Genomic DNA, 13,725 nt, shown 5'->3' on the forward strand with positions numbered 1-13,725 from the left:
GTTAAATGATTTATGAAGGGGGGATGAGAACTATGACTGAGACCGCTAAGAAAAAGCGCGGTATGCCTTCATCGTTCACCATTCTTCTAGCTCTGCTGGCAATTGTTGCAGTGATTACCGTTATCGTCTCCGGCACGTCCGGCGGCGCTGTTACTGCAGCCCGTCTGAGCGATTTCTGCACCGCCCCGATCCTGGGCTTCGCTGACGCTCTGCCCGTCTGCCTCTTCGTTATGATCCTGGGCGGCTTCCTCGGTATGATGACCGAGACCGGCGCCCTGGACAACGGCATCGCCGTTCTGGTGCAGAAGCTTAAGGGCAACGAGATCATGCTCGTTCCTGTCCTTATGCTCATCTTCTCCCTCGGTGGTACCACCTATGGTATGTGCGAGGAGACCGTTCCCTTCTACGCCCTGCTCGCCGCTACCATGATGGCTGCCGGCTTCGACCCCATGGTCGGCGCCGCTACCGTCCTGCTCGGCGCTGGCTGCGGCTGCCTGGGCTCCACGGTTAACCCGTTCGCCGTCGGCGCTGCCGTCGACGCTCTGACCGGCGTTGGCATTGAGGTCAACCAGTCCATCATCATCGGCCTCGGTGCCGTCCTGTGGATTGTTACCACGGCCATTTCCATCTTCTTCGTCATGGGCTATGCCAAGAAGGTCAAGGCTGACAAGGGTTCCACCATCCTGTCGATGCAGGAGCTCAAGGACGCCGAAGAGGCTCACGGCAAGGCTGCTTCCGAGGTTAACAAGGAGGTCAAGCTCACCGGTCGTCAGAAGGGCGTTCTGATCGCCTTTGCCTTCACCTTCGTCGTCATGATCGTCGGCTTCATTCCGCTGGCCGACCTCAACGAGGGCGTTGCCAACTTCTTTGACGCTGGCGCTGTCTACGATGCCGACGGTAACACCGTCGTCCAGGGCTGGTCTGCCCTGATCACCGGCCTGCCCATTGGCCAGTGGTACTTCGACGAGGCTTCCACCTGGTTCTTCCTCATGGCTATCCTGATCGGTATCATCGGTGGCCTGTCCGAGAAGCAGATCGTTAACACCTTCATCACCGGCGCTGCCGACATGATGTCCGTTGTTCTCGTCATCGCCCTCGCCCGTGGCATCTCCGTCCTCATGGCCAACACCGGTCTCGACGTCTACGTCCTCGACGCTGCCGCCAGTGCCCTGGCTGGTCTGTCCGGCGTGATCTTCGCTCCCATGAGCTTCCTGGTCTACTTCGGCCTGTCCTTCCTGATCCCCTCGACCTCTGGTATGGCTACCGTCTCCATGCCCATCATGGGACCGCTGGCTGTTAAGCTCGGCTTCTCGCCCGAGGTCATGGTCATGATCTTCTCCGCCGCCATCGGTGTCGTGAACCTGTTCACCCCGACCTCCGGTGCCATCATGGGCGGTCTCGCCCTGGCCAAGATCGAGTGGACGACCTGGCTCAAGTTTGCCCTTAAGCTCATCGTCGTTCTCTCCGTCGTCTGCGCCATCATCCTGACCGTCGCCTGCGTGTTGATCTAAGTACCCAACGGGTGCCCCACGGAAACCTTGACGATCCTGTAGAGGATCACTTGGTCATCGTCTGTCCGGTGGGGTCAACCCACCGGTAGACTCCTACCTTTAGCCCCCTCCCGTTCCGTGCGCGGGAGGGGGCGCTCTTATGTTGCGCGCCGCCCAGAACGACAATTTGTCATTCAAAAGGCAAGGCATGACCAAAAGGTCTATGCCTTGCCTTTTTCATGCCAACTCGTACGTTCTGGACGGCGCTCGCTGACTTATGCTCAACCTGCGATGTTGCCATTGTTGGTGCAGGGGAAGTGCGTTTGGGGCAGCTAATTTGGGACGGGGCTTTTTTGACTACCCCCACATAAAGGGTAGTCAAAAAAGCCCCGTCCCAAATTAGCTGCCCCGGCCTCGTCGGTGGGGGAGGGTCTGCTCCGCTATAATCGCCTAGGACATTAAATGGAAACGGGACGGGAGCCATACATGCGCCAGGGTTTCGACAACGCGAAGTATATCGAGCTGCAGGCTGCTCACATTAAGGAGCGCATCTCGCAGTTTGGCGGCAAGCTGTATTTGGAGTTTGGCGGCAAGCTGTTCGATGACTATCATGCGAGCCGCGTGCTGCCGGGTTTTGAACCGGACAGCAAGTTCCGCATGCTCAAGAGCATTGCCGACGACGTCGAGGTCATCATCGCAATCAATGCGAACCATATCGAGAAGAACAAGGCCCGTGGCGACTTGGGCATTACCTATGACGAGGACGTCCTGCGTCTGGTCGATCTGTTCCGCGGGAACGGATTTGCCGTTGCCGCCGTGGTCATCACGCAGTATGCCGGTCAGCCCGCTGCCGACGTCTTCCGCAATCGTCTAAACGCGCTCGGCATTCCCGCCAAGCTGCACCATCCCATCGAGGGCTATCCGCACGATGTCGACCTGATCGTTTCTGATGAAGGCTACGGCAAGAACGAGTTTGTCGAGACCACGCGTCCGCTCGTTGTCGTGACGGCGCCCGGCCCTGGCTCGGGTAAGCTCGCCACCTGCCTGTCGCAGCTGTATCACGAGCACAAGCATGGCACCGCTGCCGGCTATGCCAAGTTCGAGACCTTCCCGGTCTGGAATCTCCCCCTCACGCATCCGGTGAACATTGCCTATGAGGCTGCCACGGCAGACCTCGATGACGCCAACATCATCGACTCGTTCCACCTTGAGGCATATAACAAGACCACGGTCAACTACAACCGAGACGTTGAGGCGTTCCCGGTTGTTCGCGCCCTGATGGAAAAGATCTTGGGCGAGAGCCCCTATCAGAGCCCTACGGACATGGGCGTCAATATGGTCGGTTTTGCCATTACCGATGACGATGCATGCCGAGATGCCTCCAAGATGGAGATCGTGCGCCGCTATTTTGCCGCGGTTGAAAGCGTGCGCCGTACTGGCGTGGGCGATGAGCAGGTCGACCGTCTCAAACTCATTATGAAAAAAGCCGGCATCGACAAGAACTATTCGCCGGCACGCTCGGCTGCTCTCACCAGGGAGCAACTGACGGGCGGTCCCGTGGGTGCCATGGTGATGCCGGACGGTTCGGTAGTGACCGGAAAGACCTCAACGCGTCTGGGTGCCGCGAGCTCGCTCATCATGAACGCGCTTAAGCATGTTTCGGGCGTCGATCTTGAGCTCGAGGTCATCAGCGATGAGGCGATTGAGCCTATCAGCAAGCTCAAGACGCATTTCCTTGGCAGCAAAAACCCGCGTCTCCACACCGACGAGACGCTCATGGCGCTCTCTATCACCTCGGCCACGAGCGAGACGGCTACTCGTGTTCTTTCGGGTCTTGAGCAGCTGCGCGGCTGCGACGCCTTCTTTAGCGTGATTATCTCGCCTACGGACGAGACGGTGCTGCGCAAGCTGGGCATTAACGTGTGCTGTGAGCCCAAGTTTGAGCGCCGCGGCTTCTTCCATCGCTAAGATTGAGATGAGACGCCGTATCGGAGTACGCACCCGATGCGGCGCTTAGGGGGTTTTAGGGCTATATTTGCCGAAATTTAGGCCGTTTACCTGCCCAAAAGCGATTTGCGCGGTATACAATTACCTCAGTGGATACATCCTTTGCGGGGCTACCCATGATGGATGTTGCCGGCCATCGAGGGATGCGCCGGTCATGCGCGGTGCTTTTGATGCTCGTGCTCGGTTTGAGGAGGCTGCCATGGCGGGCAAGGGTCGTGCGAGTGTCAACGATATGAAGCGTGTCGAGGTGCTGGTGCTGATGGAGATCGCTCGGCAATCTAAGGGAAACGGTGTGCCGTACGGTTTCTCGCGCAAGACACTCTCCGAGTGCGTAGGGGTTTCGCCGTATCGTGCCCGCGCTGCAATCGACCGTTTGGATTCTGATGGCCTTATCGAGGTCGTTTCTCGTTATAACGATGATGGCGGCCAGCTTGCAAACGGCATATGCCTGACCGGGCGAGGCGAGTGGTACCTTAAGGGTGTTCGTGCCGGCATGCTTGTTCAAGATATGTTGAAGGATGAGACTGCCGATCGGTAACAACACGGCAGCTTCGACGAGCCTGCACCGCCCAAAGCTACTTGGGCGGTGTTTTGTTTCGAGATGGAGAAATGCGGGCATGCGGGTGAAAAATAGCGAGCGGCTTGCTTTTCGAGTATTACAATGAAGACCCGTAAGATGTGAATGGAAAACTTCTACGGGAAGCGCAGGTAATTCAATATGACCAAGCATGTGTTTGTAACCGGCGGCGTAGTTTCGTCCTTGGGTAAGGGCATCACCGCGGCCTCGTTGGGCCGTCTGCTCAAGTCACGCGGCTACAAGGTGACGATGCAGAAGGCCGACCCGTATCTGAACGTCGACCCCGGCACCATGAGCCCGTTTCAGCATGGTGAGGTCTTCGTGACCGAGGATGGCTACGAGTCCGACCTGGACCTGGGCCATTATGAGCGCTTTATTGACGAGAATCTTACCCGTGATTCCAACTTTACGACCGGCGCTATCTACAAGAGCCTGATTGCCCGTGAGCGTCGCGGTGACTTTTTAGGCGGCACCGTTCAGGTGATTCCGCACGTCACCAACGCCATTAAGGATAAGTTCCGCCGCATCGAGGAGCAGACCGGTTCCGACGTGGTCATCACCGAGCTGGGCGGCACGATTGGCGATATCGAGTCGCAGCCGTTCGTGGAGGCCATCCGCCAGTACCGTAAAGAGGCCGGTCCCGAGAACGTCTGCTACATCCACGTGTCGCTCGTCCCCTATATCGCCGCCGCGCATGAGGTCAAGACCAAGCCCACGCAGCATTCGGTCAAGGAGCTTCGCAGCTTTGGCATTCAGCCCGACATCATTGTGCTGCGTTCTGATCACCACATCGACGATGCCATCCGTGGCAAGATCGCAAGCTTCTGCGACGTCGATACCGACTGCGTCTTTACCAATGAAGATTGCGCGAGTATTTACGACGTGCCGCAGCTGCTCGCCGAGCAGGACTTTGACCTGCGCATTTGCGAGCGCCTGGGCTTGGACCCGCGCGAGCGCGACATGAGCGAGTGGAACGAGTTCCTGCGCAAACAGAATCATGCCAACCACCATGCCGACAAGGTCAAGATCGCCGTTGTGGGCAAGTACACCCAGCTCCCCGATGCCTACCTGTCGGTTATCGAGGCCCTGCATCATGCAGGCGTTTTCTATGATCGTCATGTGGACGTGCAGCTGGTCGACGGCGAGAGCCTCGACGAGCAGAACGTCTCCGAGGTGCTGGGCGACGCATCGGGCATTTTGGTGCCCGGCGGCTTTGGCAAGCGTGCCTTGGAGGGCAAGATTCTTGCTGCCGAGTTTGCTCGCGAGCATAAGATTCCGTATCTGGGCATTTGTCTGGGCATGCAGGTCGCCGTGTGCGAGTTTGCCCGCAACGTGGTCGGCCTTGCCGGCGCTAGCTCCTCCGAGTTCGATCCGGACGGTCCGTTTAGCGTAATTGACCTGATGAGCTCGCAGGAGGACGTGACCGAGAAGGGCGGCACCATGCGCCTAGGCGCCTATCCGTGCAAGCTCGCCGCCGATACCCTTGCGCGCGAGGCCTATGGCGAGGAGCTTGTCTATGAGCGCCACCGTCATCGCTTTGAGTTCAACAATGCCTTCCGCGACCAGCTCGAGGACGCGGGTTTGGTTATCTCGGGTCTTTCGCCTGACGAGCGTCTGGTCGAGATGGTCGAGCTGCCGCGTGACGTGCATCCGTGGTATGTGGCCACCCAGGCCCACCCCGAGTTTAAGAGCCGTCCGACCAAGCCGCAGCCTCTGTTCCGCGAGTTCGTGCGCGCCTCGATTGGCCAGCACGAGGGTGTCGATCGCCTGCAGGTGACGCCCATGAACCTCGCGACGGACTAAGGGTGCCAGCGAACGAAAGACATACCGAAGATACTCCCTCGTTGCTCGATACGGTGACGGGGGAGTATCTTGATTACCTTGCGGTCGAGCGAGGCCTGGCGCGCAATACGATCGCGGCATATCGTCGTGACTTGACGACTTACTGTTCCTACCTGGAGCGGGCCGGTGTTGAGTCCTTTGAAGGCGTGAACCGTCAGATAATAGAGGGTTTTGTCGGTGATCGGCGCGACGGGGGCTACTCCGATGCCTCGGTGGAGCGTGCAGTTGCGGCCGTGAAAGGTTTGCATGCCTTTTTGGTTCGCGATGGAATCGTCGCCCAAAACCCGACGGCTGCACTGCGCCTGCCCAAAAAGGCGGAGCGCCTTCCGGAGTGTCTCTCGGTAGGGGATGTCTCGGCGCTCCTCGACCAAGATTTCCCGGAAGGGGAGATGGGTTTGCGGGACCATGCCATTTTGGAAGTGCTCTATGGATGTGGCCTGCGCGTGAGCGAGTTGGTGGGGCTCGATGTGGGCGACGTCCATTTTGACGACGGCTTTGTGCTGGTGCGCGGCAAGGGCTCGAAGGAGCGGCTTGCCCCACTCGTGGGAAGTGCCGCACGGGCTATGGCTCAATATATTGCTGATGGGCGTCGGCGCCTGGCCGCTCATGCCCGCGGGTCAAAGACGCCGGCAGTCTTTTTAAATAAGAACGGTGGTCGCCTGTCGCGTCAGAGTGTTCACGTCATATGCGAGCGATACGGGCGTCAGGTGGGACTGGTGGGGCTTCATCCTCATACCTTGCGTCACTCCTTTGCGACCCATATGCTTGCGGGCGGTGCCGACCTGCGCGTGCTACAGGAGATTTTGGGACATGCCGACATTTCGACCACACAGGTCTACACGCATGTCGACCGCACGCAGCTGACCGAGGTCTACCTGGCGGCTCATCCGTTGGCGCATCGCTAGCGACTCTTTGACCTGCATATTTACAACTAATGGGGGACGGACCCCAGGTTGTCGTGACGCGGTTTTGTGCGCGTATCGGCAATCTGGGGTCCGCCCCATCTTTTGTCTTGCGCCGATGCGCCGGTGGGTCGCGCGTGACGTTGGTGGGGAAGTTTGGGGGGCGATGTGAACGGCGCGTAAAGGGACACAAAATTCGCCTCAAGGTCAACTTGAAGGTTGAGGTTGAAAGCCGGGCTGCTACAGATGGCATCCCGGCTTTGCTGTAAACACAACATGTTGTGTTTTCGAACATATGAACGAGGGTGTTTTACAGCACATAAAGGGTGGAGTGGTGGGGTGTTGGGGGGGAAGGTGTGGGGAAAGATGTTGAAAAATGGGGCAGTTCCCCATATTATTAATGACGTCGACAGGCGGGGTGGTTCCCCGCGTACGTGCCATCTGAGTAACCGAGGGGAGGGCGCACATGGGAATGACGGGTGCATACGAGCGCAATCTCGATGCAAAAGGTCGTCTGTCCCTGCCTGCACCCCTTCGCGAGGAGCTTGGAGAGCATGTTCGCGTGTTCAAAGCCCTGGATGTCGATGCTCTGTACGTGTTCTCTGCCGAGGCCTTCGATAAGTGGGTCGAAGGACTCTTCGCGGGTCGTGAGGGCCACGAGGGTTTTAACCCGCGTGACATCAACGACCAGAAACTCATGAGGGCGATCAACAAGCGCACCACCTCGATGGATGTGGACAGCGCCGGTCGTATCGGTCTTTCTGAGTCTCTCCGCAAGCAGGCGAACCTCGACCGCGAGGTCACGGTTGTGGGCAACTACGACCACCTCGAGGTTTGGGACCGTGCTACGGCCGATGAGGACGATGACGATGAGGCTCTGCTGGACCTCTTCTTCTCGTAAGGGCAAGGCATGAGTAACGGATGGAGCGTGGGATCTTGACACAAGAATATCGGCATGAACCTGTCATGCTCGGCGAAGTGCTTGAGTCGCTGCAGCTAAAGAGCGGATCTGTCGTCTGCGATTGCACCCTCGGCGGTGCCGGTCATTCGGTAAAGATGGCCGCGCAGGTGGGGGAGACGGGTCTTTTGCTCGGCGTCGATCAGGACGACATGGCCCTCGAGGCCGCTGGTGCCCGTCTGGATCGCGAGGTCCCCGGCGTCCCGCATCAGCTGCTGAAGGGCAACTTTGGCGACTTGGACGAGCTGCTTTGCTCGGCCGAGGTGCCCGGGGTCGATGGCTTCCTGTTCGACTTAGGCGTTTCGTCACCGCAACTCGATATCCCTGGCAGGGGCTTTTCGTATAACGAAGATGCCCCATTGGACATGCGGATGGATCCGGGTAACAACACCCTAAACGCAGCTGAGGTCATCAACACCTATAACGAACACGACCTCGCCCGGATTCTACGCGTCTATGGCGAAGAGAAGTTCGCCTCGCAGATCGCACGCGAGATCGTGCGTCGCCGCGAGTCCGAACCGATTGAAACCACCGGTCAGTTTGTCGAGATCATCAAGGCTGGCATTCCGGCTGCCGCTCGTCGGCATGGCGGACACCCGGCCAAGAAAAGTTTCCAGGCCATTCGCATCGAGGTCAATCATGAACTCGATGTGCTCGAGAGAGGACTTGACGCCGCCGCCAGGTGGCTCAACCCGGGCGGACGCATCTGCGTCATCTCGTATCACTCGCTCGAGGACCGTATCGTAAAGAACCACTTTAAGGAGATGAGCCAGGGGTGCACGTGTCCGCCGGAGATTCCGGTGTGCGTGTGCGGCAACGTGCCGATACTCAAGGTCATCACCCGCAAACCCTTGGTTGCCCAACCCGATGAGGTTGCGCGCAACCCTCGGGCGAGATCAGCCAAAATCCGCGTGGCGGAGCGCTTGTAGCGTTACGCGCGCGATATTGGACCTCCCGCTCGCACCATAAACGAAGCTTAAACACACTACCAACGTACTCGGGATGGGAGGCGGCATATCATGGGCTACAACACCTCAAACGCAGCACTCGCCTATGATATGAACGCCATGCCCGCCTACCGCGAGGCACCGCAGGCGCCCGCTGCTCCCCGTGAGCAGCGCACACCGCGCTTTGATGTCTACACGGGCGCGGGCCGTCAGGCAAACCAGGCGGTAAGCCCGGTTTTCATGAGCGTTCTTAAAACGTTTTGCATCATTGCGGCTATCTTCATGACGATTGGCGTCGCCCGCGTGGCGCTTGCAAGCGTTACGGCCCAGGTGCTCAACAGCAACGCCGAGCTTACCAACACGCTCGAGAAGGCGACCGATGAGAGCTCTGACCTTGAGGTCATGCACTCTGTTTATGGTGCCGATACGCGCATTCGCGATCTTGCGGGCGCTTATGGCATGGTGGAGCCCAGCGAGAGCGTTACACTTGATTTTTCGCAGGATGCAGCCGCGGGCGCTAGCTCGGCTGCGGCTGTCCAGTAATAAGACGGTAGCTGAGTATGACAAATGATTATCGCCGCGGTCCAGACGGGAGTCGCGGGCAGGGACGTCCCTCTTCGCGGGGACGTTCTGGTTATCAAGGATCGGGTCGGTCATCTTACAACTTGGGGTCGAATCGTGGCAACGATCCAACGTCGCGCCTTCGCGGCTCGGATGACCCTCAAGTACGCAATAGCAGATCGAATAGACGATCTTCGACCGAATGGCTTACGGGGACGCCATTGCCTCGCCGTAATGTCGTCATGGGTTGTATCGGTTTGGGCCTGGCTGCGGGCGCCATCCGCCTTACCGACTACCAGATCGTAAATGCCGATGAGTTACGCGGGCGCGCCGATGCTCGACGCCTGCTTGCGGAGACGCTTTACGCCAAACGCGGCACGATCTACGACCGAAACGGCAACGTGCTGACGTCATCGGTCGAGTGCAGCAATGTCGCCGTGAATCCACAGCTGATCGAGGATGTCGATAAAACGGTATCGGCCTTGGTTAAGGCGACTGGAATCGATAAGAAGACTTGCCGCAAGCTGGTTCAGTCCGATGGCACTTGGGTGTATATCAAGCGCCAGGTGGACGAGGACGATGCCGCGGCATTGAAGAAGAAAAATCTGCCCGGCGTGCTCTTTGAGCAGGCGATGAAGCGGGTGTATCCATACGGCAATCTGGCTTCGCAGGTTCTAGGCGTGGTGAACGTTGACAACGTGGGCCTAACGGGCCTTGAAAAGCAATATGACAAATTGCTGACCGGAACAAACGGTACGCTGGTACGAGAGCGCGCGAGGGACGATAGCTATATTGCGGGTGGCGCCTATAAAAAGGTTGCCGCCATCGATGGCGTTGACATCGTGACGACGCTGGATGTCAATATCCAGCGTGCAGCAGAGGACGCTCTGGCGGAGGCGGTCGAGAAGACCAAAGCCAAGAACGGTTCGGCTTTGGTGACAGACCCTACTACCGGCGAGATTCTGGCCGCCTGTTCGTATCCGACCTACGACCCGACCAATCTGGAGAACGCCAAGACCGAGGATATGAACTTGCGCTTGGTCACCGATGCGTATGAACCCGGTTCGGTCTTTAAGACGCTCGTTGCAGGTGCGGGTTTCGACTTGGGCGTCGTGCGCTCGAGTACGTCGTTTGAGGTACCGGCGAGCATTAAGGTCGGCGACGATACCGTTACCGATGTCGATAAGCGTGACTACGCCATGACCATGGATGTGCGCGAGATGATGCGCCGCTCATCCAATGTTGGCTTTGTATTGGTCGGGCATAAGATCGGCGCGGACGATTTTGCCGCGTACGTGGACAAATGGGGCGTTGGACACAGTTCGGGCATCGATTTTCCCGGCGAGAGCCTTGGCATTGTCAAGGAGCGTGACCAGTATGACGGCGCCACGTTGGGCTCGATGAGTTTTGGCCAAGCGCTGTCTGTCTCGCCGATTGAGATTGCGCGCGCCGTGGGTGGCATTGCCAACGACGGCGTGATGATGACGCCGCACTTTTATAAATCCAGCAAAGGCGAGGAGAAGGACTGGGGCGAGGGCGAGCAGGCGATTTCTGAGGACGCCGCCGCCCAGGTGATATCGTGCATGCAGACGGTCGTTTCCGAGGGCACGGGTGTCGGGGGCGCCGTCGACGGTTACGACGTGGCGGGTAAGACCGGTACGGCCGAGCGCGCCGATGAAAAAGGCGGCTACCTCAAAGCGAGCTATATGTCGTCCTTTATGGGGTTTGCCCCGGCGCAAGCACCCAAGGTTTTGTGTTATATCACGCTCGACGGAACGCCGAGCGGTTCGGATGCCGCCGCCGTGCCGTTCCAGATCATTATGGCTAACGCGCTCGATGTGTTGGGTATCCCACGCACCAAGTAGGGGGTTACAATCCTGAAAAGGGCTGTCGATTAATCTGGAGGGTGTTCACATGCCCTGCACCACGCATGCGCGGCGCTGGGATACAATACGCCGATAGCATTATTAGGTTTACAGGGGAGCTGCAATGATAGAGATCGCCGTCAACAATCTCGCGGCCGCAACAGGGGCCCGGACCGTGACGGGAGAAGCCGATCGGGTATGCCGTGGGTGCGTTATCGACTCGCGCCAGGTTGAGGAAGGCACGATTTTTGTTGCCTTTCCGGGTGAAAAAGTCGACGGCAACGATTTTGCTTCCCGCGCCATCGAATCGGGCGCCGGCGCTGTTGTGATGACGCGCGAGCCCAATGCCGAGCTTGTATCGCTGGCTCAGCGTAAGGGCTGCGCCATCCTACACACCGATGATCCCGAGGAATTTTTGCTGCGCCTGGCACATGCCTATCGCACGCAGCTTGGCTGCCTCGTGGTTGGCATTACCGGCTCTATCGGTAAGACGACGACCAAGGATGTCCTTGCGGCAGTGCTTGCCAAGCGCTATCGCGTTTGGGCCACCAAGGGTAATTTCAACAATCTGATCGGTATGCCGCTCACGGTTTTGGCCGCTCCTGCCGACACCGAGGTGCTGGTTCTCGAGATGGGTATGAACCATTTTCACGAGATCGAGCGCCTTTCTCGGTCCGCCAATCCCAACCTTGCCATCGTGACCAAGATCGGCACCTCTCATATTGGAATCCTGGGAAGTCGCGAGAATATCGCCCGCGCTAAGTCCGAGATTGTTGGGGGCATGTGTGCCGCCGACGACCTTCTCCCGTTGCTGGTTTTGGGCGGCGAAGACGACTTCACCCTGTTCATTCGTGAGACGTTTGCCGAGCCCGCGGGTATCGACGTGATGCTGGCGGGTGTTTCGGATGTTGATGAGGTTTGCGCCCGCGGCATTCACATTGATGATGAGGGCCGCCCGGTCTTTACGCTTGACTTTGGTATGGGTGAGTCCGTTGACACCATGCTCGCCATTCCCGGCGTCCAGTCCGTTCCCAATGCCGTTAAGGCCGCCGCAGTTGCCTATCGTTTGGGTGTGACCCCCGAGCAGATCGATGCTGCCTTTAGGGGTATCGCGATTACCGGTCATCGTCAGGAGATCAAACACGCCAAGAGCGGTGCCCGCATTATCGACGACTCGTATAACGCCAGCGCCGAATCCATGGCTGCTGGCCTTGACCTGCTGTGCTCGCTTTCGTGTTCTGGCTCTCGAATGGCGATTCTGGGCGAGATGGGCGAAATGGGCGACGAGGCCCCCCGCATGCATGAGCTGGTTGGCGCCTATGCCGCGGCTAAAAAGCTCGATATACTGGCGTGCGTGGGCGGTGAGCTGGCCGCTCGTATGGCCGAAGCCGCGCGCATGATGGGCATGGACGAGGACCGCATCCAGGTGTTCTCCGATTATCAGCAGTTGCTCGACCGTATGGCCGGTGCACTTGAGAAACATGACGTTGTGCTGGTCAAGGGCTCTCGCTTTGTCGAGCTCGACCGCTTTGTGGAAGGTGTGTGCTAGCCCATGTTCGGGAACCCCGCGTATCCTACATACCAGGCCTTTTTGGGACTTGGCATCGCCGCCGCCATTGCGCTGCTGCTCATGCCGTGGTGGATCAAGCTTCTTAAGGTCGAGGGTATCGGCCAGCAGGTCCGCGCCGATGGACCCAAACGCCACCTGATTAAGCAGGGCACGCCCACCATGGGCGGCGTTGTCATTCTCGTAGCCGTTTCGCTGACGTGCCTTTTGATGGGCAAGCTCACCACCGAGCTTGTGCTCGTGCTGCTTGCCACGCTTGCAACCGGCGTTCTGGGCCTTATCGATGATTTGACCTCTGTCACGCACGGTCGTTCGCTCGGCCTGACGCCCCACGCCAAGATGATCGGTCTCACCATCATCTGCGTCACGTTTACCGTGCTTGCCGTCAGCTGGTGCGGCGTTGCCCCCGAGATTCGTTTTCCCGGCGGTCTGACGATTGACCTCGGTATCTTCTCGACCACCATTGGTGGCCTTACCTTTCCGTGGCTCTACATCGTCTTTTGCTGGCTGATGATCGCCGGTCTTTCTAATGCCGTGAACCTGACCGATGGCCTGGACGGCCTTGCCGGTGGCACCTCCATGATTGCCATGCTTGCCATGGCTGCCATGGCGTTTTTGCACGGTGACGTAAACCTGTCTATCTTCTGTACCGCATGTGCTGGTGCTTGCCTGGGCTTCCTTTGGTTCAACTGCTATCCGGCGAGCATCTTTATGGGTGATACCGGCTCTCTTGCCTTGGGTGCGGCCTTTGCCTGCACGTCCATTATGACCAACACCGAGGTCGTCTCGCTCATCATCGGCGGCCTGTTTATCGTCGAGACCCTGTCGGTCATGATTCAGGTCGTCTACTTCCACTTTACGCATAAGCGCGTCTTCCTTATGGCGCCCATTCATCATCATTTCGAGAAGAAGGGATGGGCCGAGACTAAGGTCGTCATCCGTTTTTGGATTGTCGCTGCCGCTTTTGGCGCTCTGGGCCTTGCCCTGTTTTTCCAGTTGGGATAGTGGT

At 58.5% G+C, this 13,725-nt stretch carries 11 protein-coding genes; all 11 read left to right on the forward strand.

Annotated elements, in window-relative coordinates; translation table 11 throughout:
* The first annotated feature begins 23 nt into the window (after positions 1-23).
* The 11 genes from ACTQXM_RS00755 to mraY all read left to right on the forward strand — a co-directional run bounded on the left by ACTQXM_RS00755 (position 24) and on the right by mraY (position 13,721).
* Complete coding sequence (locus tag ACTQXM_RS00755) at positions 24-1,511, forward strand: YfcC family protein (protein ID WP_370450555.1); 1,488 nt, start codon at positions 24-26, stop codon at positions 1,509-1,511.
* Positions 1,512-1,976: 465 nt separating this feature from the next.
* On the forward strand, positions 1,977-3,458 hold the full coding sequence (locus ACTQXM_RS00760) for a DUF1846 domain-containing protein (protein ID WP_441536841.1): 1,482 nt from the start codon (positions 1,977-1,979) through the stop codon (positions 3,456-3,458).
* Between the two features lie 193 nt (positions 3,459-3,651).
* Positions 3,652-4,035, forward strand: coding sequence for a hypothetical protein (locus ACTQXM_RS00765; RefSeq protein ID WP_154515229.1), 384 nt, complete (start codon positions 3,652-3,654; stop codon positions 4,033-4,035).
* A 180-nt stretch (positions 4,036-4,215) separates the two neighbouring features.
* Positions 4,216-5,877 (forward strand): CTP synthase, encoded by a 1,662-nt coding sequence (locus ACTQXM_RS00770; protein WP_154515231.1) that lies wholly within the window; start codon positions 4,216-4,218, stop codon positions 5,875-5,877.
* A 41-nt stretch (positions 5,878-5,918) separates the two neighbouring features.
* Complete coding sequence (xerD, locus tag ACTQXM_RS00775; protein WP_441033218.1) at positions 5,919-6,821, forward strand: site-specific tyrosine recombinase XerD; 903 nt, start codon at positions 5,919-5,921, stop codon at positions 6,819-6,821.
* 463 nt (positions 6,822-7,284) lie between these two features.
* Positions 7,285-7,719: a division/cell wall cluster transcriptional repressor MraZ gene (locus ACTQXM_RS00780; RefSeq protein ID WP_035137949.1), complete on the forward strand. Its 435-nt coding sequence runs from the start codon at positions 7,285-7,287 to the stop codon at positions 7,717-7,719.
* A 20-nt stretch (positions 7,720-7,739) separates the two neighbouring features.
* Positions 7,740-8,705 carry a 16S rRNA (cytosine(1402)-N(4))-methyltransferase RsmH gene (gene rsmH / locus ACTQXM_RS00785; protein WP_441536842.1) on the forward strand — a complete coding sequence of 322 codons (966 nt, stop codon included), beginning with the start codon at positions 7,740-7,742 and terminating at the stop codon, positions 8,703-8,705.
* Positions 8,706-8,795: 90 nt separating this feature from the next.
* A complete protein-coding gene (locus tag ACTQXM_RS00790) occupies positions 8,796-9,266 on the forward strand; it encodes a hypothetical protein (protein ID WP_427719178.1) in 471 nt (156 codons plus the stop codon).
* 260 nt (positions 9,267-9,526) lie between these two features.
* On the forward strand, positions 9,527-11,149 hold the full coding sequence (locus ACTQXM_RS00795; protein ID WP_441547582.1) for a peptidoglycan D,D-transpeptidase FtsI family protein: 1,623 nt from the start codon (positions 9,527-9,529) through the stop codon (positions 11,147-11,149).
* A gap of 124 nt (positions 11,150-11,273) precedes the next feature.
* Positions 11,274-12,698 carry a UDP-N-acetylmuramoyl-tripeptide--D-alanyl-D-alanine ligase gene (locus ACTQXM_RS00800; protein WP_441536844.1) on the forward strand — a complete coding sequence of 475 codons (1,425 nt, stop codon included), beginning with the start codon at positions 11,274-11,276 and terminating at the stop codon, positions 12,696-12,698.
* Positions 12,699-12,701: 3 nt separating this feature from the next.
* A complete protein-coding gene (gene mraY / locus ACTQXM_RS00805; RefSeq protein WP_154515238.1) occupies positions 12,702-13,721 on the forward strand; it encodes a phospho-N-acetylmuramoyl-pentapeptide-transferase in 1,020 nt (339 codons plus the stop codon).
* Positions 13,722-13,725: the final 4 nt, after the last annotated feature.

It is taken from the genome of Collinsella sp. LCP19S3_D3, assembly GCF_052121455.1.
Lineage (GTDB): Bacteria > Actinomycetota > Coriobacteriia > Coriobacteriales > Coriobacteriaceae > Collinsella.